The following is a 22,887-nucleotide window of genomic DNA, read 5'->3' as shown; positions in this document are numbered from 1 at the left end:
ATTACTATCAAGATAATATTTTGAATAATCCTCAAAACAAAGAAATATACATTTTTTTGAGGAAGAAATATCTTGTCAGAAAACAATAAAATCTTATTAATTTTTATAATTGGTAGAATTTTTGTGGAAATAATTCTCTTAATATATTAAAATAACATCGTATTATGTCAGATTTTAATTAGGGGAGAGAAATTTTATGTTGAAAAAAATCATTCCAGTTGCTTTAGCATTAAGTACAGTTACTTTTACTAGTGTATTTGCTGCACCTTCAATCCAAGCAAGTACAGAACAAAACCGTTACATAGATGTACAAATGCTCGGTATTAACGATTTTCATGGGCAACTAGACACAGTAAAAAAAATTAACAATAAAGATGCAGGGGGAATTGAGTACTTAGGGGCTTATTTACGTGATCGTGAAAAACAAAATCCGAATACATTAAAAGTACATGCTGGCGATGTTGTTGGAGCAAGTACTCCTGTTTCAGCATTATTACAAGACGAACCTACGATTGAATTTCTAAATGATTTGAAATTCGATGTTGGAACGATAGGAAATCATGAATTTGATGAAGGTGTTGAAGAAATGAACCGCCTTATTTATGGTGGATACCATGAGAAAACAGGAAATTTTAAAGGAGCAAAATTCCCATATGTTGCTGCAAATTTCTATAATAAATCCACCGGTCGTTTATTTTTACCACCATTCACTATAAAAAAGGTACAAGGAGTTCCTGTTGGATTTATCGGAGTCGTAACAACGGATGTTCCTAACCTTGTTATGCCTACTATGCTAAAGAATGTAGAAATTACAGATGAAGTTGAAGCTATTAACAAATCCGTAAAGCAATTAAAAAAACTAGGCGTTAAATCTATCGTTGTTCTTGCACATAACGGAGGTATAACAGATGGGAACGGCGTAACAAATGGTGATATCGTCCGATTAGCAAATGAGACTGATCCAGAAGTCGATGTTATTTTTGGTGGGCATAGCCACACTTATGTAAATGGAACTGTTAATAATAAACTTGTCGTACAAGCAAATTCTTATGGTATGGCTTTTGCTGATGTTGATGTAAAGATTGATCGTAAGACACAAGATATTGTTGAGAAAAAAGCAGAAATTGTTACAACTTACCATGAAGGCATGGAGCCTGATAAAAAAATAAAGAAGAAGATGGAGAAATATCAAGCAAAAATCGCGCCTCTTGTTAATGAAGTTGTAGGTAAGTCTATTGCTCCACTAGATCGCAAACAAAATACAGCTGGTGAATCTACTCTCGGAAATTTAGTTGCTGATGCCCAGCGTACAACAATGCAATCCCAAATTGCACTTATGAATCCTGGTGGTATTCGTAATGACTTAGATGCTGGTGATATTACATGGGGAGAGATATATGGTATTCAACCATTCGGAAATCAATTAATAAAAGTAAATTTAACAGGTCAAGACATTCGTGATATTTTAAATCAACAATGGCAAAAAGATATAACAAGAATGCTTCAAATTTCAGGGATCCAATACACTTGGGATGCGAACAAGCCTAATGGAGAAAAAGTAACAAGTATTCGCCTAACAAATGGAGAAGAAATTAATCCTTCTAAAACTTACAGCGTCGTTGCGAACGCATTTCTAGCGTCAGGTGGAGATGGATTTGTATCCTTTAAAAACGGTAAAGATGCTGAAACAGGACCAACTGATTTTGAAGCATTAGTAGATTATATAAAAAAATCAAAAGAACCAATTCAGTCTATTATTGATGGAAGAATTCAAAAAATAAATTAGTTTTTTATTAATCTCAAAAACAAATAGATTACCTGTACGCTATACTTCTTAATGTGCAGGTAATCTATTTTTTGTGGCTTTGAAATAAATCTTACCGTGGTCAATGGATATACTGTATAGATACAGAGTGCCGAAAAAAAGTGAAGTAAACAAAAGTCGATATCCTGAACGTATAGGGGGGCTTTTTTGAAAAAACGGGAAATAGCGAACATCAAATAGGCTTAACGATGGATGCTAAAGATGCAAATAATGAATTAGAGTTATGGTGTGCTAAGACGAAGGAAGGGAAGTGGCCGAAAGAAAATACGCATCGTGCAGGATATATCATTTGTTATCCAAAAGAATAAAGAAATATGACTGTTTATGCGTATGAGCCTTGGCATATCCGCTATGTAGGAGATATTGCTAAAAAATATATAAGGAAAAACTAACTTTAGAGGAATATATGAGATAAGAAAGCCACAGTGAATTAAAAATCTGTATTTTTTGTTTAGGGAATAGTATTTTATAAAATAGTAGGGTACTTTATTTTAATAGATGCAAAAACTGCCTATCTAAAAATTTGATAGGCAGTTTTTTTACTTTTTGGCACAAAGTGAAATGATTTTATCATGTTTATACATATAGAAAAGGTAATTATTCCAAACACCAATCATTGTCCCTCATTATTAGCAATAGGATAGTTACTTAAGGATAAAAAAGAATTCGCCAACTTTTGTGCAAAATGTAATGGGGGCTCTACAGATTGGATATGAATATACATAATTAAGGGATCCATGTACAGCCAGTGATTATGTAAAGCACTGACAATAATTCCTTGTTGTATAATTGATCTCATAAATGCAGGAATCTCTTCTTGTAGAACAGCGATTTCACCTAAATTTAATGCATTACCATTTTGATCCAATGATTCAAAACTTACTCCGACGGGTACTACATTGGTACTCCGTTTTCCTTGAACAAGCACGCTAAAATCGCGGTGAAAAGACACTGAACAACCACTTTGACTTATTTTACTTTTTCCTTTAAGTATTGTAGCAAATTGTTCACAAATGAAATTAAGATTGTGCATAAATTCAATCCCTTTCTCGTACAAAATTATATAATTGGAGATTTGAATGTTTATTTTAAAAGAAATACAAGCTATAGTACTTGGATATTCGGAACTTTGTTGGAGCTGATTAATGTATCCGAGTTATTAAACTTACGATTTATGATAGTCTGTTCGAGATGTTATTATAAAAAATTCACAAAGTATGCACTTATATGTTTTTAGTTTATGTAGATTAAATAAATATATATTTAAATTTGAATGATAAAACTAGAAAAACAACGTTGAGAAAATAACCAATAATATTTTATTTTCTATAAAAAAACACTACTAAAAAATGAGTTCCAAAATACCGTACCTATTCACGAAGAATTTAGTTGTTTCTCCCTGTATCTATTTATATTTTTCGGTATAGAAAACAATTCCTATGAATACAGAGGGAAATTCTTTAAGGTTTTCTTAGAATTTAGTAACGGTCATTTTAACCAAAATTTTCATAGAAATACCTTTAAAAAGAACGTTAGTTCGTATATAATAAGAACAAATGTTCTTTTTGTTAGGAGTGATAACCTTGTATGATTATTCTCTTTTACCGAATCGTATTATTCTTTGTGTAGACCTTCGTAGCTTTTATGCAAGCGTATCATGTATTAAAAAAGGACTTGATCCAAGATATACAAAATTGGCTGTCGTAGGGGATGTGAATCAGAGCGGCTCAATTGTATTAGCAGCAACACCGCCATTAAAAGCGTTAGGAATAAAGAAGATGGCTCGTTTGTACGAAATACCGAAGCGACCAGATATTATTATTGTGAATCCAATTATGCATACGTATATGAAGTGTTCAACTTTCATAACGGGTTTGGCTTTGCAATATGTCGCACCGGAAGATTTTCATCAATATAGTATCGATGAATTTTTTATGGATATGACTGCAAGTATTCATTTGTTTGCCAGTAATCCGCGCGAATTCGCATTAAAGTTTAAGCGAGAAATATATGAACGTACAAGGATTGAAAGTACGATTGGTATTGGGCCTAATTTATTATTAAGTAAAGTAGCGATGGATGTGGAAGCGAAAAAGAATAGGGATGGAATAGCGCAGTGGACGTATGACGATATACCCGAGAAGTTATGGAGTATTAGACCGCTCAGTAAATTTTGGGGTATATCGTATAAAACAGAAATGAAATTGAATCGAAAAGATATACATACCATTGGAGAATTAGCTCAGTATCCTTTGAAATATTTAAAGCAATCATTCGGTGTAATAGGCGAAGAATTACATCTACATAGTAACGGAATTGATTTTAGTAGAATAGCAGAAAAATACGTTCCAGTGACAACATCTATAGCGAAAAGCCAAATATTATTGCGTGATTATTCGGTAGAAGAGTTCATAGTTATTTTATTAGAGCATATAGAAGAGGTTTGTTATAGGTTGAGACGAGAAAAGAAATGCGCGCAAACAATTCATTTTTCAGTTGGATATAGCAAGAAATACGGTGGGGGAATAAAAAAGGCACATACGTTAAATAGAGCAACAAACTTAACGATGGATATTTATAATGTTTGTACATATTTTTTATATGAGCGCCATACAGGAGAGCCGATTCGATCAGTAAGTGTTTCATTAACAAACCTTATTAATGAAGGGGAAGAGCAAATTTCGCTTTTCGATAACATTATACAAAGAGAAAAAGAAATACGATTAACGAAAGTTATGGACGAAATTCGAACACGATTTGGTAAGAACAGTATTTTACGTGGGATTTCTTACACAAGCGTCGCAACAGCAAGATATAGAAACACATTATTAGGAGGGCACAAATCGTGAAGAATGCTAATATGCCAAAAGGAAGAGGTATGGTAAAGTGGCAACCGTTTGCCAGTATGCCGGAGCAGTTCGCAGTTATTAAAGAAATGATAAAGGAGCAAACGAAAGCCTCGCGTCCAATTGTAACACAAGATGCAAAAGAAATGATTGAAAATAAGCTATTAACTTCATTTTTAGGTGAGGAAGAGGTTTTACTTACATATTATAAAGATGGTTATTTATATAAAAATTACATAACAGTAGTGGATATTAATCCATTAATGGAGACGATTACTTGTACCGATGCTTTTCATAATCAAAGAATGTTAAAGTTTGGTGATGTAATTGAGGTTGATTAGAATACTTTTCTATGCAGTAGGTTTATTTTTAGCAGTCTACTGCATAGAAAAATAAAAGGTTCAGTCACATAACAATTTTCAAGGTTTTAAAATAACTTTAATACAATCATCTTCACGATTATTAAAAATCTGATAACCGTAGCTCGCTTCTTCAAGGGGAATTTTGTGTGTAATAATCTCTTTTGGATCAAATTCTTTATTTGTTATTTTTTCAAATAGTTCCGGCATAAAATGAATGACAGGTGCTTGTCCCATTTTAAGATTAATATTTCTAACCCAAAATGCCCCAAGTGGAAAGGCGTTATAATTGCCACCATAAACGCCGGTCATTTGAACCGTTCCATATTTCCTTACGGCTTTCGTAGCGATTTGAATAGGACCGAGAGTTCCACCTTGTAATTTCAATTTTTGTTCCAGAAATTCTAGAGGCGATTTTTTTCCATCCATCCCCACACAATCAATAACTACATCAGCACCGCCATGTGTAATTTCCTTTAAATGTTCTCCCATATCGGGGAATTTTGTAAACTCAAATACCTCAACATTGTTAATCTTTTTTGCATAATTCATCCGATAATCTAAGTAATCCACTGCAATTACACGTTTAGCACCTTGCATCCAAGCGAATTTTTGTGTCATTAATCCAACAGGTCCACAACCAAGGACGATAACAGTATCACCTGGCTTAACGCCTGCGTTTATTACACTCCAATAGGCTGTTGGTAAAACATCTGATAAAAATAGTAGGGATTCATCTTCAAGTTCGCATGATTCCGGTATAACAAATGGAGTGAAATTACCAAATGGAACTTTTAAATATTCTGCTTGTCCTCCTGGATGATTACCAAATTTCTCTGTATAACCAAAGTATCCACCAGAATCGTAATGAGGGTTTGAGTTATCACATTGACTTTCCATTTCATGTTGGCAATAGAAACAATGTCCACAAGAAACGTTGAAGGGGATGACAACACGATCGCCTTTTTTCACTCTAGTGACATCTGGCCCGACTTCTTCAACGATTCCCATTGGTTCATGGCCGATAATGTATCCTTGAGGTAAGGGCATGTTGCCTTGATATAAATGTAAATCAGAACCACAAATAGCGGTTGAAGTAATTCTTACTATAATATCATCTTTTTTTTCTAATTTTGCATCATCCACTTGTTTAACCTGTACTTGGTTTGGTCCTTGATAGGTTACAGCTTTCATCTCATATCTCCTTTTGAATTATGTCTCAAAACATAATTTTATTTAATCTCTTGGTGAAATAGAAATCTTTCTTTTATTTACTGAAGGGAATTAGAAAGTATACATAGTGTTGTTATGAAAGTATGTTATATCAGTTATTCTTTCTTATATGTTTTGCCCTACTTTAAGAAAAAAATCAATTTTTATTCACAATACAATTACCAGAAAAAGGATAATTGTTTTTTCATAATTTGTAGCATATTAACAACATCGGAGGTGAAACAATATGGCAAACAATAATAGTGGAAGTCGTAATGAATTATTAGTTCGAGGCGCTGAACAAGCTCTTGATCAAATGAAATATGAAATTGCACAAGAGTTTGGTGTACAACTTGGTGGTAGAGCTAACCGCTAAGTAAATTGGCATAAAATATAGCAAATATGTAAATCAATTTCTTTTGTGTATTCATAAAAATAAAAAACCTTATATTAAACAGATTCTCACTCAAAGATTATTGATAATCTTCTTTCATAATCTTTGAGTATTTAATTTGTAAACTACTTTCCTAAACAATAAACACGCAGTGTTGGAAAGGTGTTTTCCATGCATAGTAGAAAATCCTTTGCAGGAAAAAGCATACTTAAAAATTTGATTTCAATATTGAAATCAATATTTATTTTGATATTTTCGAAAGGTAGGAATTTAAAAATGGGTATATTAAGTGGAAATCCTCAAAATGAACCTTTACATTACGGAGAAGTATTTGACATTTGGAGTTATCTTCTTGCTGCACAGGGTGCAATTGCAAGTCATCAAGTATTTATGAATCACACAGGTGATGAAGATTTGAAGAAGTTTTTAGAAGGCTTAATTGAAAATGATATAAATTCGGAAATAGAAGAATTAAAAGCTCTTTTAAAGATTAATGGGGTCGCTTTACCGCCTGCTCCTCCAGAACGACCAGTTGCATCTATCGAAGACATTCCTCCTGGAGCACGTATTAATGATGCTGAAATTGCTGCTGCTGTTTCTGCAGGGCTAGCAGCTGGACTTGTGACATGTAGTCAAGTAATGGGAAAATGCCTTCGAGAAGATGTAGGCATGTTATTTGGACAATTTCATATGAAAAAAGCGCAGGCAGGTGTAACTCTGCTACGTTTAAGTAAGAAAAAGGGATGGGTAGTTCCACCTCCATTACATGTAAGAAATTCTGATCAAGCGTAATAAACAAAAATAAAAAAGTGGCGTTGGCCACTTTTTTATTTTTTAGATGTATCCTCAAGCTTGGATTTATTTATTGTGGAAGAATTTATATATTCATCTGACATTTCCATAGCATATTTATCATGTTGAATATGATTGTGATTTGTTAATTCATCTTCGTTACGTAGCACTAGCCTCTTCATATAAATATGGAAGAAAACTTCTGTTCCACCAATAATTAAAGCGGCTATAAATGAAGAAAGTCCAATGTTACGAGTAGCATCTAAATTAGTAAACAAAGATGTTAGTAACCAAGTTCCGAAAAAGCTTAAGCCGAAATCTGCCATTGTAGCAATCATATTTCCGTATTTAGGTAAAATGAAGAGGTCTCCGATTAAATAGGCAGCTCCTGTCAGAAAAAGAGAAATTAGTAATACTCTAGGAATTGAAATGCCTTGAAAGATACTGAGCATGATTAGCAATACTGCAGTTATTGCTGTGTATTTAATTAATAAGGCAACAATATGTTTCATCATTTTCCTCCATTGTTTAAACGTATATGGAACACAATATTTCATTAAAAACGGATTATGCTTTTATATAGCGTAACCCGTTTTAATTACCCCTTAACGGTAAGAAGTACAACCTGGGTAAGAAGCAGGCTTATACTATGGATAGTATTTGTGGAATACCGAGCTTTATTCATAAAGGGGAGTTCCATTCTTATAATAGAGATGTTGCCTAAGTACAGTGTTTTTTTTATTAAACTTAATATTTTTTGATGTTTTGATTTTGCATTATATTTTGATTCATTAATATAAAAATAAACAAAGTATTTCCGCGTTTAATGCATCTTTTTATCTATATATTTTCCGTAATCAGGTACAGCAATTTTATCAAATTCTTGAACGAGTGTTTTGAGGCTTGTTGATAGCAATTCACCCGACATCGGTATCCCATGTCCAGTAACAGCGGTTAGAGGTTTTAACTTCTCTAGCTTAATAACTGACTCTTTAGCGGCTTTCCAGTCTGTTGTTAAATAACGAGGCGGACCGCTTATTTCCTGTTTTTGAGTTATTACTTTATACAGATACTCCTGTTTCACTGTAACAAAAGCGTCCCCAGCAATTAAAGTTTGGTCTTTTTCTCGGAATAATGAAATATGCCCTGGAGTATGTCCTGGTGTATGAATCCATCTAAACTCTGGCATATGGGGAACACTTCCATCGGTAGGTAGCGCTTTTACGTTATTTCCTAAGTCAATTGGTTCGTTTGGGAACAGAGGAGACATTTTCGCTACCATACCACCTTCAACTGTAGGGTCTGGTTCTAGATAGCTTTGTTGTCCAGTCAGGAACGGTAGCTCCATTTGATGTGCATAGACGGGAACATCCCAATATTTGATGAGTTCAATTATTCCCCCAACATGATCAAAATGGCCGTGAGTTAAAATGATTGCTTTTGGGCGGCTATTGGTACCAAATCGATCCTCAGTGATAGAGATAATTTCATTTGCACATTTAGGCATTCCAGCATCAACTAAAACAAATTCATTGGTCTCAGGATTTCCAACAAAGCATATATTGACGATTTGAATCGTGTAACAAAATAAATCACGTAATACTTCGATGCCGTGACCACTTTCAATTGAAGTTGCTGGAATAAACTTGTAATCACTTCCATAATTCATTTCATTGTCCAATTCTTCTCCCCCTTAATATATTTTAATACGACATTATAGTTCCCTAATCTTGAAAATTCATTTTGGTGAATTTGAGAAAAGAAGTAATGCGGGATAAAAAACAATAATTTAGTCCTAGAATTAAGAGGGATTCATATCAATTTATATAAAGTGCAAACAAAAAATATTGCTTTTAAAGTCACAGATTCTACTATTTTTTGAGGCGAATTTATGGCTTAATAAAAGGTATATAAGGATATTAAAATGTGGGTTTATATAAAAAATAAATAACAAAGGTCGATAGAAATCCATTATGTCTAATGATTGCTTTTCATAATAAAAGAATGTTTAAGTTTGGTGATGTAATTGAAGTGAATTAGAGGGGAAATAGAAGTGATGATCTCTTCCTAACTTAATTATATCATGTAATTTACGTTCGAAATAGACTGTTTCTTCTCATTTACTACTGTTACAATCAAGAACACATGAATAGTAAGGAGAGGTGCCAAATGAGTTCTTTTGTTCTCAATTTTCAGGAAATAGAAAAAACGCAGCTTTTTCTCGTTGGTGGAAAAGGATTGAATTTAGGGGAGTTATCCAATATTCAAGGGATACAAGTGCCAGAAGGATTTTGTGTTACAACGGTAGGATATGAACAGGCCATCGGAAAAAATGGAGCGTTTCAAATTTTATTGAATCAATTAGCAATGCTAAAAATTGAGGAACGAGATCAAATTGGTGAAATTAGTAAGCAGATTAGAGAAGTCATTATGGCGGTGGAAATTCCAGTTGATGTAGTGGAATCAGTAGTGCATTATCTTTCGCACTTTGGCGATGAACATGCGTATGCAGTGCGTTCGAGTGCTACTGCTGAAGATTTACCGTATGCCTCGTTTGCTGGTCAACAAGATACGTATTTAAATATTATTGGAAAAGAAAACATTTTGCAGCATATTAAAAAATGCTGGGCTTCTTTATTTACAGATCGAGCGGTTATATATCGAATGCAAAATGGTTTTGATCATAATCAAGTTTCTATATGTGTTGTCGTTCAAAAAATGGTTTTCCCTGAGGCTTCAGGGATTTTATTTACTGCGGATCCGATTACTTCGAATAGGAAGGTGTTATCAATCGATGCCAGCTTTGGACTTGGCGAGGCGCTAGTATCTGGATTGGTTTCTGCCGATAATTATAGGGTAAAAGAAGACGAAATCGTCGAAAAGGTCATCGCAACGAAAAAATTAGCCATCTATGGACGAAAAGAAGGCGGAACAGTGACAAAGAAAATTGCTCCTAATCAGCAAAAAGTTCAAACACTTACTGAACAACAAATTTTACAACTAGCACGCATCGGAAGACAAATCGAAGCTTATTTTGGTTGTCCACAAGATATTGAATGGTGCTTAGTTGATGATACATTTTATATAGTCCAAAGTAGGCCGATTACGACTTTATATCCAATTCCAGAAGTAAATGATGGGGAAAATCACGTGTATGTATCGGTTGGTCACCAGCAAATGATGACGGATGCGATGAAACCATTAGGTTTATCTTTTTTCCTGTTAACGACTAGTGCACCTATGTGTAAAGCTGGAGGAAGACTATTTGTTGATGCTACGCAAAGACTAGCTTCACCTGCTAGCAGAGATTACTTAATAAACACTTTAGGTAAATCGGATCCGCTCATACGAGATGCATTAACGACTGTAATTGAGCGAGAGAATTTTATTAAATTGTTATCGGATGATGAAAAAGAAAAGAATCTTAGTAAAAATGTGCCACCTGCAAGTTCGCAACAACAACCTGAAAACGATCCGGAAATCGTTACGAATTTAATAAAGAATAGTCAATCATCAATAGAAGAGTTAAAACGAAACATGCAAACGAAATCAGGGGTGGATGTACTTGATTTTATTTTAGAAGACATTCAGCAATTAAAGGAAGTATTATTTAACTCGCAAAGTATAGCTATTATTATGGCAGGTATGAATGCTTCATCATGGATTAATGAAAAGATGGAACAATGGCTAGGGGAAAAGAATGCAGCAGATGTACTTTCACAATCTGTACAACATAATATTACGTCAGAAATGGGGCTAGCTTTATTGGATGTGGCAGATGTGATCCGGCCGTATCCGGAAGTCATTATGTATTTACAGCATGTAGAAGATGACAGCTTTTTAGATGAATTAATTCAGTTTAAAGGCGGGAAAAAAGTTCGGGATGCAATCGATGCCTTTCTAAATAAATATGGAATGAGATGCAGCGGAGAAATCGACATTACGAAAACTCGCTGGAGTGAACAGCCAGCTACAATTATACCGATGATTTTAAATCATATAAGGGACTTTGAATATGGTGCTAGTAAACGGAAGTTTGAAGAAGGGCTGCAGGAAGCTTTGAAAAAAGAAGCAGAGCTGTTAGAGCGATTGCAGCACTTGCCGGATGGGGAACAAAAAGTAGAAGAGACGAAGAGAATGATTTGTAACCTCCGCAATTCCATCGGTTATCGTGAATATCCGAAATACGGCATGATCCATCGTTATTTCATATATAAGCAGGCATTACTGAAAGAAGCAGAGAAACTTGAGCAAAATAATGTTCTGGATGAAATAGAAGATATATACTATCTAACTTTTGAAGAACTTTACGAAGTCGTCCGCACAAATAAACTAGATTACAAGATTATTCATAAACAAAAAAATGAGTACAAATTATATGGAAAACTAACACCCCCGCGTGTTATCACGTCTGATGGAGAAATCATTACAGGTAAGTACAAACGTGAAAATCTCCCGGCTGAAGCAATTGTAGGTTTGCCTGTTTCTTCTGGAGTGGTTGAGGGGAGAGCACGCGTTATTTTAAATATGGAAGACGCGAATTTGGAAGATGGAGATATATTAGTTACGGCATTTACTGATCCTGGCTGGACACCGTTGTTTGTTTCTATAAAAGGGTTAGTCACTGAAGTCGGCGGGCTTATGACGCACGGAGCAGTGATTGCACGTGAGTATGGCCTGCCAGCAGTTGTTGGAGTAGAGAACGCTACGAAACTAATAAAAGATGGGCAACGAATTCGGGTACATGGAACAGAAGGATATATTGAAGTGCTATAGTTGTATTTTAGATAAATAAAGAAATCGTCCACTAAATATAGTGGACGATTTCTTTATGATTTTAATTGAAACGGAAGAATGAAATAAAAAGGAGCATATGATATACAGAGATTTTAATAGTTTTATCAACTTTCATCAATATTTTCTGAAATATTGATGAATCAGAATGTATGTTCATCTAAAACAAAGGATTTTTTCAAAAATATTACAAATTCAGACAATGCATTGATAATTATCTGAATTTTCCGTAATATATAAACGTTGTATCGTATTTAATATTGGGGAGGAATAGGGATGAAGAAAAAGCCTTTTAAAGTGCTGTCTACGCTTGCGGCGGCAGCTGTGCTTAGTTGCACATTTGGGTATGGGGGTCAATCTGTTTATGCGGCAACGTCGTCTAATGGAGGAACTTTAAGTCCGATTGATGAAAATTTAATTCAAGAGGAGCGTTTAGCAGATGCGCTCAAGAAACGCGGTGTAATTAGTGAATCTACGTCGAAAGAAGACACATTAAAAGCTGTTGAAAAATACGTAGAGAAGAAAAAAGGAGAAAATGCGGGAAAAGAACCAGCAGCGGGGGATAGTGTTACGAGAGAAGCTGCTGACTTTTTGAAAAAAGTTAAAGATGCAAAAGCAGATGAGAAAGAAAAAGCAGATCAACCTGCTAGTGGTCCAGTAGCGGGACAAGAGCCGATTAAAGGGGGATTAAACGGCAAAGTACCAACTACTTCAGCGAAGCAAAAACAATATAACGGTGATGTTCGTAAAGATAAAGTTCTCGTATTGCTAGTAGAGTTTGCTGACTTTAAGCATAACAATATTGATCAAGTACCAGGTTATATGTATTCAAATGATTTTAATCCAGAACATTATCAAAAAATGTTATTTGGTAATGAGCCATTTACACTCTTTGACGGTTCAAAAGTACCAACATTTAAACAATATTATGAAGAGCAATCTGGTGGTAGTTATACAGTAGATGGCACAGTAACAAAGTGGTTGACAGTTCCTGGTAATGCGGCAGATTATGGCGCAGATGCAGGAGATGGCGGTCATGATAATCTGGGACCGAAAGGACCTCGTGATTTTGTAAAAGAGGCATTAAATGCGGCTGTAGAAAGCGGTATTGATTTATCTGAATTTGACGAATACGATCAATATGACAATAATGGTAATGGCAATAAAAATGAACCAGATGGTCTAATCGATCACTTAATGGTCATTCACGCTGGAGTTGGGCAAGATGGAGGTGGTGGTAGACTAGGTGATGATGCAATTTGGTCACATCGTTGGCACCTTGGAACACCATATCCAATTGAAGGAACAAAAGCAAAAGTTGATAACTGGGGCGGTAAGATGGCAGCATACGACTACACAATTGAGCCAGAAGACGGAGCGGTTGGTGTATTCGCACATGAATTTGGTCATGATTTAGGTCTTCCAGATGAGTATGATACGAAGTACACAGGAGCAGGTGAGCCAATTAACTCCTGGTCTGTTATGAGTGGCGGTAGCTGGGCTGGTAAGATTGCAGGAACAACGCCACCGAGTTTCTCTCCGCAAAACAAAGAGTTCTTTCAAAAGAACATAGGTGGAAACTGGGCCAATATTGTAGAGGTTGACTATAATAAATTAAATCGTGGTATTGGCTATGCGACGTATTTAGATCAAAGTGTAACGAAATCAAATCGTCCTGGACTGATTCGCGTTAACTTACCAGATAAAGAGGTGAAAGGTATTCAGCCTGCATTCGGTAAGAAGTACTACTATAGTACAAAAGGTGATAACCTTCATACAACATTAGAAACGCCAGTGTTTGATTTAACAAATGCAACAAACGCGAAGTTTGATTACAAATCAATGTATGAAATCGAAACGGATTATGATTTCCTTGAAGTACATGCAGTGAAAGAAGATGGCACGAAAACGTTAGTGGATCGAATTGGTGAAAAGAATGTGAAAAATGGTCTAGACACAACAGATGGTAAATGGGTAGATAAGTCTTATGATTTAAGCAAATTCAAAGGTCAAAAAGTAAAATTAGTATTCGAATACATTACAGATGGTGGTTTAGCGCCGACCGGTTTTACTTTTGATAATGCTACATTAACTGTAGATGGAAATGTTGTGTTCTCTGATGATGCAGAAGGCGAAACGAAATTTAAATTAAATGGTTTCGTTGTAGCAGACGGTTTTGATAAGAAAAAGCATAACTACTATTTAGAGTGGAGAAACTATGCTGGTGCTGATCAAGCGTTAAAATATAGCAGTGGTGTACCGTATAATACAGGTCTTCTTGTATGGTATGCAGACTCTAGCTTTACAGATAATTGGGTTGGTTTACATCCAGGTGAAGGTTTCTTAGGAGTTGTTGACTCTCACCCAGAGGCAATTATTGGAACGCTAAACGGAAAACCAACTGTTAAAAATAGTACACGATTCCAAATCGCAGATGCTGCGTTCTCCCTTAACCAAACACCAGCATGGAAAGTCGTATCTCCAACACGTGGAACATATGATTACAAAGGATTACCAGGTGTAACGAAGTTTGATGACTCTAAATTGTATATAAATGATTTAATCCCAGATGCAGGACGTAAATTACCAAAATTCGGATTGAAATTTGAAGTAGTTGGACAAGCAGATGATAATTCTGCAGGTGCAGTTCGTTTATATCGTTAATAATGTAGAAGCTGTTGAAGGGGAAGTCCTTTCAACAGTTTTTTTTACAGAAACATAAATTTCAAGTTATTAATAAAATAATAGAAATTACTAAGCAAGCTGGCTTATTTTTTTAAACCAGCTGCATAAAAAGGTCCATGAACTGCAATAGTTGATAAAAAGCGAGCAATCTCCTCAGGTGTTTCTTTTTGTCCATTATTTAACCATTGTTGGATGACACCTATATGTGCAGATGCCATATAAGAAGTTAAGTATTCGCTTGGAACAAGTAAATTCTCCTTATTAATGAGAGGACCATTCGTATCTTCAAATAATGTTTTCCACATAAAGTCTTTCAGTTTTGTTTGGAAAGATAAATCTCCTTTCGGACTTAGTACAGCTCTCATAAAATCACTATTTTCATTTAGAAATTCAAGAATAGAAGTGATAAGTATAAATGGCATTGTTGGGGAAGGATTTGTTCCAAGGTCAGCAATAACTTCCGGGAATTTCTGTTTAGCAATGTTAGAAAACTCGTACATAATGTCTTCTTGGCATTTTGTCATTAAATCAAATTTATCTTGATAGTGCGCATAGAAAGTACCGCGATTAATGTTTGCTTTAGTTGTAATATCTTTCACTGTAATGGCGTCAAAACCCTTTTCTTCAATTAGCTCCACCAATGCATTTCGTATGGCAGTTTTCGTACGAATAACACGCAAATCTAAATTACTATCGCGCAAAGCATGTCCCTCCTTAATTTTACTCAACACATTTAGAAAATGTGTCTTATAACCGACACATTCACGATTTTTGATTATTGTATAAGGTTCAACTCGAACATATAATTCAAAATATAAATAAACAACACGTTGTTGATTATTATAAATCAAATTAAAGGAGGAGAAAAGAAGATGTTTAAAAATAAACTTTTATTGTTATCACCAGTTATTGCACTACTTGTTGTTTTTATTTTTTCATTAACGTTATTTCCAACTGTTCAACCGCAGCCGAAAAACTTGCCAATTGCAATTGTAAATGAGGATCAAGGTGTAGAAATTCCAAATCAACCGAAAATGAATATGGGGCAAACAATTGTTGATATGGTGAAAAAATCATCGGAATCAGATGGAGAACCTGCGGTAAAGTGGGTAGAAGTGAAGAATAAGGAAGCAGTTCAAAAAGGGTTAAATAATAAAGAGTATTATGCAGCGCTAGTCATTTCGAAAGAATTTAGTGCAAAACAAGCATCGTTACGCACACCACAGCCATCTTCACCTGAGATAGAAAAATATATTAATCAAGGAATGAATACGGCTGCATCAACTATGGCAGGACAAATATTAAATGGCGTGGTTGATAATATGAACAATACTGTTCGTACACAAATATTAGAAGGGTTGAAAACAAAAGGAGCTACTGTAACAACAGATCAAGCTGAGAAATTAGTAACACCTATTGTAAAGAACGTGAAAAATGTGAATGAGGTCGGCAAAAATAGTGCGAACGGTAATTCACCAATATCATTGTTCCAGCCGTTATGGATTGCAAGTTTAGCGAGCGCAGCGATTATTTTTATTGCGATTAGTAAAATACCGGTAAGTTCACGAAAAGAAAACTTTATATTGAAAGTAAAACAAATCGTAACAGGAGCTATTGCGGCACTTGTAATTGGATTTGGTCTTACATGGATTGCAGATGGGATGGTAGGATTAAATATTTCGAACTTCACGGATACAGCTCTATTCTTATCCATTACTTCTTTTAGTTTCTTCTTAATGATATCTGCGGTACTTTCATTAGTTGGGCTAAAAGGAATCGGTTTATTCGCTTTATTACTATTCTTCGGGGCGCCGTTATTATCATTAGCACCTGAGATGTTGTCTCCGTTTTATCAAGACTGGGTTTACTCATGGTTACCAATGAAATTTATGATTGAAGGCCTAAGAGAAATCTTCTTCTTCGGAAAAGGGTTAAGCTGGAATACACCTGTTACTGTACTCGTTTGGATTGGTATAGTAAGTATGGTTACTATATTAGCAACTACATTCAAACGTAGTGTAGTAAAAGGGCATAAAACAGAATTGAACGCTTAAAAACAAGCCGTTTCACTAATTAGTGAAACGGCTTGTTTGTGATTTTTTCTCAATGTAAATGCCTGATTGTTGAAAAGTGTAGTGTTTAGAATTAAGTCGGAATCTTTAAAGATCGCGTACGTTCCAAACAATCTCACCACGTTCATCATCCCACGTACTGTGATGACGCTTAAATCCTATCTTTTCTAGTACCCGGAGGGAAGCGATATTCCAAGCGCCTACAGTCGACCAAAGTCTATGGCGCCCAGTAGCAATCGCAGCGTCCAGTACAACGGATGCCGCCTCAGTTGCATAACCTTTACCATGGGTGCTGCGAAACAACTCGTATGCAATCTCCGGCTCTTCAAGTGTGGAACGACCGATAATTAAGCCGCAGTATCCGATGAAATCGCCTTCGTCTCTCCTCCGAATAGTGAGAAGGGAAATGCCATTTTCGTCTGCCTTTTTGCGCATCTCAATAAGCCGGCTACGAACGGAGTCGAGGGTTGGCATGTCCACACCACGTTCGCCAATTAATTTGCTCAGCCAAACGGAATCGGATTCCTCCCACATACTAAGCTCAAGTCTTTCGGTTTTCAGCTGGAAGGCCATAGGTTTAAATAAAGATGGCATAGTGGTACCTCCTAGTTATATGATTGGATTCATAATAGCTTCGCATCTCAACACCACATCTGGTTGGAAACCTGATTCATTCGCGAATTTATAGCCACAGCGTACAAAAAAATAGTGATATTTTATCCGCTATTTGTCGTGTAGTAAAATCCCCACTGAATATAGTTTCACTTTATGAATAAGCAATTCCTTTGCAAAATAGACCCTTTTCTCAAACTTTACTTTCAATCTAAAGTCGTCCCGTTATATACACAGGCTCCTACTATTTCTAAATGCATAAAATGTTAAGCGAAAGTATGGAGGGATACGATGTATAATTCAAATTATTATGATTGGTATAGGCAGAATGATAAGTTGATTAGTGATATTGAAAAAGCTATAAATGGAGAGTATAGCGCTATAAGCTGCTATGCAAAATTAGCGAATATGGCTCCAAATCAAGTAGAACAAAAACAAATTCTTGAAATCCGTAATGATGAAATAAAGCATTTCCACAACTTTGTACAAATTTATACGAATTTAACTGGTAGGCAGCCAAAACCACAAATTACTGAAGACTGCCCAAATACGTATTTACAAGGATTAGAGTTCGCTATACAAGATGAACAAAAAACAGTAGATTTTTATTTGGAAATTTCAGATGAGACATCGGATGCACATCTGAAAGAGTTGTTACGGAGAATAGCTGCGGATGAACAAAATCATGCAGTATGGTTTTTATATTATTTCGTGAAGTCGAAGTGAGCATTAAGAATGAACGAATGATGTGGTGCATATATTAAAAAATATTTTAAAACGTAGTCCAACAATTGAATGAAATATTTAAATGTAAGCAAAAGGAAACCGTTTCGCTAGTAGTGGAGCGGTTTTTTATGATGTACATATGTATCGACAAAATATAGTAATTACATTTCATATATAATGTATGAAAATGAAGAAGTTAGGAGCAAGCATATGAAAAGAGGGATTACAGTAGATATTCTAGATGGATATGATAATTTACTTTGGAAAGTGTTAAAGCCAATTGATATTACTGCATTTGATTGGCAAGCCATGGGAAGGGAGGAAGCTTATATAATAGTAGGGAATGAATTAGGTCCAGAATTATTTTCAGAAGATAACGAGATCATGGCAGGTTCAGCTTTAAAAAAGCTAATAAAAGACAACATATATTATCTTTTATTTGTAGACTTAAAAGCATATCCAAAAGGGGAAGTACTAGGAGAAATTGAAACATATGAAGAATTTAAGGAGAGTAAGTGTGAAGTAGTCGTATTAGTAGCGGATGGTGATTACATACAAATTTATGTGAAAAACCAAGAAGAGATTGAAATGATGTATGAAAACGCACGGAATCAAGGATTGTATGTAGAATATATTACAGATGAAAATGATGGAAGGACTCGTATGTCAGTATGGTAGTAATGTGAAAGGGGAACAGCAATATGGAGAGAAATCTAAGTAAAGAATATACAATTCGAATTGCTACCGAAAATGAGAGTGATAGTATTAAAACTCTATTAAAAGAGGTAGCACAATGGCTACAATATAAAGAAGTGGATCAGTGGCAGTATCTTTTAGGAGAGGAAGCTACGGCTGAAATACTAGAATGTATAAGAGAGAAATATACATATGTTGTTCTGAAAGAAGATGAAATAGTTGGTACGGTTACAGTTTCTCCTAAACAAAATGAATGGGATGAACATATTTTTGGTAAAGAGGAAGTTTCTAATTCATTATATATTCATAGATTTGCGGTGAAACGGAAGTATAAGGGGAACGGAATTGGAGAATGGATTTTACAGTGGATAGAAGAGAATGTACAACATGACAAAGAGTATTTGAAGTTAGATTGCGTGGGGCATAATCGTACGTTGAATGATTTTTATAAGAAAAATGAGTTTGAATATGTTGGGAGTACGGATGGGCTTAGTAAGTTTCAAAAGAAAAGGAGAATGTGAATGCATCCAATTAACGTAAGTTTAGTTGAAAAGTTAATACAGGAACAGTTTCCTGAATGGGCCCATTTAGAAGTGAAACCTGTAAAGTTTAGTGGGCATGATAATAGGACGTTTCACTTAGGGGATGAGATGAGTGTAAGATTGCCAAGTGATGTGGCATATGCACCGCAAGTAGAGAAAGAAAATAGTTGGCTCCCTATATTAAGTAAGGGACTTTCTTTACCAATTTCTACACCAATTGCGAAAGGAAATCCGTCTGAAGCGTATCCATTGCCTTGGTCTATTAATAAGTGGATAGAGGGAGAAACAGTTACGAAACAAAACGTTCGTGATTTAAATGAATTTGCAGCGGACTTAGGATCTTTTTTAGTAGAATTGCAATCTATTAATGCGAGTAAAGGCCCTTTAGCTGGACCGCATAATTTTTACCGGGGCGGACTTATATCGGTATATGATGAAGAGGCGAGAGTTGCTATTGAAAATAATAAGGATGTTTTTGACGAGGCATTATTAAAGCACCTTTGGAATTTAGCACTTAGTTCAATATGGGACCGTAAGCCAGTTTGGATTCATGGAGATGTAGCACCGGGGAATTTACTCGTTAAAGATGGAAAACTTTGTGCTGTAATTGATTTTGGTATTTTAGGCGTAGGAGATCCTGCTTGTGATGCAGCGATGGCTTGGACGTTTTTTGATGAAAATAGTAGAAATGTATTTAAAGAAGTATTACGCATGGATGAAGAAACGTGGAATAGAGCGAGAGGATGGGCACTTTGGAAGGCGTTAATTACATATGACGCGAATAGGGATAGTAATGAGAAGGTGGCAGAAGAATCTTATCGTGTCATTCAAGTGATTGTGGATGATTATAAAGGGTAATAGAAAAGCCTATTTTAAAATAGGCTTTTTCATATGATTAAATAGTAGAAATGGAAAGAAGGAATACAACATTATTATACAGAATATTTAGATAATAGGAGGTGTCGAATTTTGAGTGAAATTGAATTAAAGAGTAATGTAATTAAGACAGGGCGAGAGAAGGGGATTATTCTTCGGTTTATACTTGCTAGTCTCGTTGGGGTGTTTATGTTTTTCGTTCCTGTTACGATAAACGGTGAATCGTCTATTATGATTGATCATATCGTATCGTGGATTAGGGCTTCAGTTCCAGGCGTAGTACCTTATTATGCATTATTTGTTATGGCGATTGGTGCGATTTATCCATTTTATACGAAGAAATGGAATGCATCTATCGTAGACATTTGTTTTTCTATTTTAAAAGTAGTTGGCGTTGTTTTCGGCATATTATATTGTTTAAAAGTAGGACCAGCTTGGTTCTTTGCGCCAGATGTTGGGCCGTTTTTGTATGAGAAGCTAGTCATATCAGTAAGTTTGCTCGTTCCAATTGGCTCGGCGTTTTTAGCGTTATTGGTCGGATATGGATTGCTTGAATTTATCGGTACATTTTGTCGTCCGATTATGAGGCCATTATGGAATACGCCTGGGAGATCGGCGATTGATGCAGTTGCGTCCTTCGTTGGAAGTTATTCGCTTGCCCTTCTTATTACGAACCGCGTGTATAAAGAAGGAAAGTATACGACAAAAGAAGCGGCGATTATCGCTACAGGATTTTCTACAGTATCCGCTACATTTATGATCATCATCGCAAAAACATTAGATATTATGCATTTATGGAATGTTTATTTTTGGACTACGCTTGTTGTAACATTCATCGTGACTGCTATCACCGTAAGAATCCCGCCCCTCAGTAGAAAACCAGATACATATGTAACAGAAGAAGGGTTCCCAGAGCCTGTTTATAAAGAGAAAATGTTAGAACGTGCTTGGGAAGATGCGTTAGAAGTATCAAAGTCTGCACCGAGCATTATGAAAAATATTGCAGTGAATTTAAAAGATGGATTTATTATGACGATGGGAATTTTACCATCCATTATGTCAGTAGGATTAATTGGTATCGTCTTAGCGAAGTTCACGCCAATATTTGATTGGATCAGTTATATTTTCTATCCATTTACATGGCTATTACAATTACCGGAAGCAGACTTAGCTGCTAAAGCCGCATCAGTTGGTATTGCAGAAATGTTTTTACCGTCATTATTAGTAGTAAGTGCACCACTCGTGACAAAGTTTGTTATTGCAGTTGTTTCCGTATCATCTATTTTGTTTTTCTCCGCTTCCATTCCTTGTATATTATCAACAGATATTCCGTTAAAAGTATCTGAACTTATTATTCTGTATGTGCAGAGAACGATTTTAACGTTGCTTATCATTACGCCGATTGCTTATTTGTTGCTTTGAACTATAATGTAAGTTCTAAATATATGGCGTTTACTAACTTGTGTAAATAAATATTTATCTTAAAATCGTAGGTAGTGCGAAATTATAAGTGCGATGCTTGAATAAAGGCATCGCATTTTTTATTTTTAGATGTACTATATATTTATGGTGTGAATTTATTTTATATATTAATAAAACGATGTTAATGATATGTTATAGTAACAACAAAGGGGGCTTAAAAATGGAAATTATTCACGAAAGAGCAAAGTTGCGGTTAATGGATAATACTGATGTCGAAACTTTGTTTTCGATTGTAGAAGGAAATCGGGATATTTGGGCGTATTTAATCTCTAAAATGGATAGTGTGCAAGATATGCAACAATACGTTCAAAAAGCGATAAAGGGTTACGGAAGAGGTACTCAAATACCTTTCGTAGTCGTAGATCAACAGACGAATAAGATTGTAGGAAGTACACGTTTATATAATATTTCAGTAGAAGATAAGACAGTTGAGTTAGGGCAAACGTGGTATCATCCGAGTGTGCAACGTACGAGTATAAATACAGAGTGTAAGTATATGCTTCTTCAGTATGCTTTTGAAAAATTGCATATGCTGAGAGTGCAAATTAAGACGGATGCAAGAAATGAAAAAGCACAACGAGCAATTGAAAGGTTAGGCGCAGTAAAAGAGGGTGTGCTTAGAAATGAAAGAAAATTACCGAATGGTTATGTGAGAGATGCGGTGGTGTACAGTATTATCTCGAGTGAATGGCCAGGCGTAAAAGAGAAAATGTTAGAAAAATCAGAGTTGTATAAAGAAAAGTTATAATTCGTGTTTTGAAAGGTATATTGTTCGTGAGGCATGAAAAATATACCTTTTTTCTTACAAAATGCTACTTTATTTTAATTCCTTTTGTTTCATCGTTCCCTTCTGAGAAAAAATTCGTTACAATGTAGTTGTATGGTAATAAACTTATGAATTTAAAAAATGTAATGAAAACCGCAAATGAAAATGAATTGATAATCCTCAATTTTAAATGAAAACCCTTTTATAC

The 22,887-nt window shown here is 35.2% G+C and carries 19 protein-coding genes and 2 pseudogenes; 15 read left to right on the top strand and 6 right to left on the bottom strand.

Translation table 11 applies throughout. The features are described 5' to 3' along the window. Nucleotides 1-196 precede the first annotated feature (196 nt). Complete coding sequence (locus ACTJJY_RS08520; protein ID WP_095690610.1) at nucleotides 197-1,786, top strand: bifunctional metallophosphatase/5'-nucleotidase; 1,590 nt, start codon at nucleotides 197-199, stop codon at nucleotides 1,784-1,786. A gap of 182 nt (nucleotides 1,787-1,968) precedes the next feature. Further along, a pseudogene (locus ACTJJY_RS08515) lies at nucleotides 1,969-2,240 on the top strand (M15 family metallopeptidase); the annotation flags it as partial. Nucleotides 2,241-2,438: 198 nt separating this feature from the next. On the opposite strand, the gene ACTJJY_RS08510 reads toward ACTJJY_RS08515, so the two are convergent. Next, complete coding sequence (locus ACTJJY_RS08510; RefSeq protein ID WP_095690612.1) at nucleotides 2,439-2,858, bottom strand: DUF1259 domain-containing protein; 420 nt, start codon at nucleotides 2,856-2,858, stop codon at nucleotides 2,439-2,441. 550 nt (nucleotides 2,859-3,408) lie between these two features. Here ACTJJY_RS08510 and ACTJJY_RS08505 point away from each other — a divergent pair. Further along, nucleotides 3,409-4,674 carry a Y-family DNA polymerase gene (locus ACTJJY_RS08505; protein ID WP_095690613.1) on the top strand — a complete coding sequence of 422 codons (1,266 nt, stop codon included), beginning with the start codon at nucleotides 3,409-3,411 and terminating at the stop codon, nucleotides 4,672-4,674. Next, nucleotides 4,671-5,012, top strand: coding sequence for a YolD-like family protein (locus tag ACTJJY_RS08500; protein WP_078400233.1), 342 nt, complete (start codon nucleotides 4,671-4,673; stop codon nucleotides 5,010-5,012). Before ACTJJY_RS08505 ends, ACTJJY_RS08500 begins: the two co-directional genes overlap by 4 nt. 78 nt (nucleotides 5,013-5,090) lie before the next feature. On the opposite strand, the gene ACTJJY_RS08495 is transcribed toward ACTJJY_RS08500, so the two are convergent. Continuing rightward, the gene (locus ACTJJY_RS08495; RefSeq protein WP_071731980.1) at nucleotides 5,091-6,224 is read right to left on the bottom strand and encodes a zinc-dependent alcohol dehydrogenase; all 1,134 of its coding nucleotides are present in this window, start codon (nucleotides 6,222-6,224) and stop codon (nucleotides 5,091-5,093) included. Between the two features lie 265 nt (nucleotides 6,225-6,489). Here ACTJJY_RS08495 and sasP point away from each other — a divergent pair. Both sasP and ACTJJY_RS08485 read left to right on the top strand, forming a co-directional pair. Continuing rightward, nucleotides 6,490-6,600, top strand: a pseudogene (gene sasP, locus ACTJJY_RS08490) (small acid-soluble spore protein, SasP family); the annotation flags it as partial. 312 nt (nucleotides 6,601-6,912) lie between these two features. Next, nucleotides 6,913-7,428, top strand: a complete 516-nt coding sequence (locus tag ACTJJY_RS08485) for a DUF3231 family protein (protein ID WP_095690615.1) — start codon at nucleotides 6,913-6,915, stop codon at nucleotides 7,426-7,428. Nucleotides 7,429-7,463: 35 nt separating this feature from the next. Here the strand turns inward: ACTJJY_RS08485 and ACTJJY_RS08480 are convergent, their stop codons facing one another. Further along, on the bottom strand, nucleotides 7,464-7,940 hold the full coding sequence (locus ACTJJY_RS08480) for a YndM family protein (RefSeq protein WP_141241022.1): 477 nt from the start codon (nucleotides 7,938-7,940) through the stop codon (nucleotides 7,464-7,466). 311 nt (nucleotides 7,941-8,251) lie between these two features. After that, on the bottom strand, nucleotides 8,252-9,109 hold the full coding sequence (locus ACTJJY_RS08475; RefSeq protein WP_095690616.1) for an MBL fold metallo-hydrolase: 858 nt from the start codon (nucleotides 9,107-9,109) through the stop codon (nucleotides 8,252-8,254). A gap of 488 nt (nucleotides 9,110-9,597) precedes the next feature. On the opposite strand from ACTJJY_RS08475, the gene ppsA reads away from it, so the two are divergent. Both ppsA and ACTJJY_RS08465 read left to right on the top strand, forming a co-directional pair. After that, on the top strand, nucleotides 9,598-12,204 hold the full coding sequence (gene ppsA, locus ACTJJY_RS08470; RefSeq protein ID WP_095690617.1) for a phosphoenolpyruvate synthase: 2,607 nt from the start codon (nucleotides 9,598-9,600) through the stop codon (nucleotides 12,202-12,204). Nucleotides 12,205-12,498: 294 nt separating this feature from the next. After that, a complete protein-coding gene (locus ACTJJY_RS08465) occupies nucleotides 12,499-14,886 on the top strand; it encodes an immune inhibitor A domain-containing protein (RefSeq protein ID WP_095690618.1) in 2,388 nt (795 codons plus the stop codon). A 104-nt stretch (nucleotides 14,887-14,990) separates the two neighbouring features. Here the strand turns inward: ACTJJY_RS08465 and ACTJJY_RS08460 are convergent, their stop codons facing one another. Then, nucleotides 14,991-15,608, bottom strand: a complete 618-nt coding sequence (locus ACTJJY_RS08460) for a TetR/AcrR family transcriptional regulator (protein WP_088021883.1) — start codon at nucleotides 15,606-15,608, stop codon at nucleotides 14,991-14,993. A gap of 171 nt (nucleotides 15,609-15,779) precedes the next feature. On the opposite strand from ACTJJY_RS08460, the gene ACTJJY_RS08455 reads away from it, so the two are divergent. Continuing rightward, a complete protein-coding gene (locus ACTJJY_RS08455) occupies nucleotides 15,780-16,961 on the top strand; it encodes a YhgE/Pip domain-containing protein (protein ID WP_440605349.1) in 1,182 nt (393 codons plus the stop codon). Nucleotides 16,962-17,066: 105 nt separating this feature from the next. On the opposite strand, the gene ACTJJY_RS08450 is transcribed toward ACTJJY_RS08455, so the two are convergent. Further along, nucleotides 17,067-17,573 (bottom strand): GNAT family N-acetyltransferase, encoded by a 507-nt coding sequence (locus tag ACTJJY_RS08450; protein WP_440605348.1) that lies wholly within the window; start codon nucleotides 17,571-17,573, stop codon nucleotides 17,067-17,069. A gap of 309 nt (nucleotides 17,574-17,882) precedes the next feature. On the opposite strand from ACTJJY_RS08450, the gene ACTJJY_RS08445 reads away from it, so the two are divergent. The 6 genes from ACTJJY_RS08445 (at nucleotide 17,883) to ACTJJY_RS08420 (ending at nucleotide 22,661) form a co-directional block, all read left to right on the top strand. After that, entirely contained in the window at nucleotides 17,883-18,317 is a 435-nt protein-coding gene (locus ACTJJY_RS08445) for a ferritin-like domain-containing protein (RefSeq protein ID WP_000282830.1), read from the top strand. 210 nt (nucleotides 18,318-18,527) lie between these two features. Beyond that, entirely contained in the window at nucleotides 18,528-18,995 is a 468-nt protein-coding gene (locus ACTJJY_RS08440) for a DUF2691 family protein (protein ID WP_000820194.1), read from the top strand. A gap of 23 nt (nucleotides 18,996-19,018) precedes the next feature. Continuing rightward, nucleotides 19,019-19,534: a GNAT family N-acetyltransferase gene (locus tag ACTJJY_RS08435; protein ID WP_089171361.1), complete on the top strand. Its 516-nt coding sequence runs from the start codon at nucleotides 19,019-19,021 to the stop codon at nucleotides 19,532-19,534. Continuing rightward, on the top strand, nucleotides 19,535-20,413 hold the full coding sequence (locus ACTJJY_RS08430; protein ID WP_098127578.1) for an aminoglycoside phosphotransferase family protein: 879 nt from the start codon (nucleotides 19,535-19,537) through the stop codon (nucleotides 20,411-20,413). Between the two features lie 111 nt (nucleotides 20,414-20,524). Beyond that, the gene (locus ACTJJY_RS08425; RefSeq protein WP_089171359.1) at nucleotides 20,525-21,853 is read left to right on the top strand and encodes a YjiH family protein; all 1,329 of its coding nucleotides are present in this window, start codon (nucleotides 20,525-20,527) and stop codon (nucleotides 21,851-21,853) included. Nucleotides 21,854-22,073: 220 nt separating this feature from the next. Next, nucleotides 22,074-22,661, top strand: coding sequence for a GNAT family N-acetyltransferase (locus tag ACTJJY_RS08420; RefSeq protein ID WP_089171358.1), 588 nt, complete (start codon nucleotides 22,074-22,076; stop codon nucleotides 22,659-22,661). Nucleotides 22,662-22,887: the final 226 nt, after the last annotated feature.

Source organism: Bacillus sp. 22475 (assembly GCF_052044835.1).
GTDB classification, from domain to species: Bacteria; Bacillota; Bacilli; order Bacillales; family Bacillaceae_G; genus Bacillus_A; species Bacillus_A cereus.
Note: the sequence above shows the minus strand (reverse complement) of the source record. Positions and strands in the feature narration are given on the sequence as shown.

Bases quoted from the DNA above. Each gene is read 5' to 3' on its own strand.
- ACTJJY_RS08520 (WP_095690610.1), top strand. From the start codon at position 197: ATGTTGAAAAAAATCATTCCAGTTGCTTTAGCATTAAGTACAGTTACT.
- ACTJJY_RS08510 (WP_095690612.1), bottom strand. From the start codon at position 2,858: ATGCACAATCTTAATTTCATTTGTGAACAATTTGCTACAATACTTAAA.
- ACTJJY_RS08495 (WP_071731980.1), bottom strand. From the start codon at position 6,224: ATGAAAGCTGTAACCTATCAAGGACCAAACCAAGTACAGGTTAAACAA.
- ACTJJY_RS08485 (WP_095690615.1), top strand. From the start codon at position 6,913: ATGGGTATATTAAGTGGAAATCCTCAAAATGAACCTTTACATTACGGA.
- ACTJJY_RS08480 (WP_141241022.1), bottom strand. From the start codon at position 7,940: ATGAAACATATTGTTGCCTTATTAATTAAATACACAGCAATAACTGCA.
- ppsA (WP_095690617.1), top strand. From the start codon at position 9,598: ATGAGTTCTTTTGTTCTCAATTTTCAGGAAATAGAAAAAACGCAGCTT.
- ACTJJY_RS08465 (WP_095690618.1), top strand. From the start codon at position 12,499: ATGAAGAAAAAGCCTTTTAAAGTGCTGTCTACGCTTGCGGCGGCAGCT.
- ACTJJY_RS08455 (WP_440605349.1), top strand. From the start codon at position 15,780: ATGTTTAAAAATAAACTTTTATTGTTATCACCAGTTATTGCACTACTT.
- ACTJJY_RS08450 (WP_440605348.1), bottom strand. From the start codon at position 17,573: ATGCCATCTTTATTTAAACCTATGGCCTTCCAGCTGAAAACCGAAAGA.
- ACTJJY_RS08445 (WP_000282830.1), top strand. From the start codon at position 17,883: ATGTATAATTCAAATTATTATGATTGGTATAGGCAGAATGATAAGTTG.
- ACTJJY_RS08440 (WP_000820194.1), top strand. From the start codon at position 18,528: ATGAAAAGAGGGATTACAGTAGATATTCTAGATGGATATGATAATTTA.
- ACTJJY_RS08435 (WP_089171361.1), top strand. From the start codon at position 19,019: ATGGAGAGAAATCTAAGTAAAGAATATACAATTCGAATTGCTACCGAA.
- ACTJJY_RS08430 (WP_098127578.1), top strand. From the start codon at position 19,535: ATGCATCCAATTAACGTAAGTTTAGTTGAAAAGTTAATACAGGAACAG.
- ACTJJY_RS08420 (WP_089171358.1), top strand. From the start codon at position 22,074: ATGGAAATTATTCACGAAAGAGCAAAGTTGCGGTTAATGGATAATACT.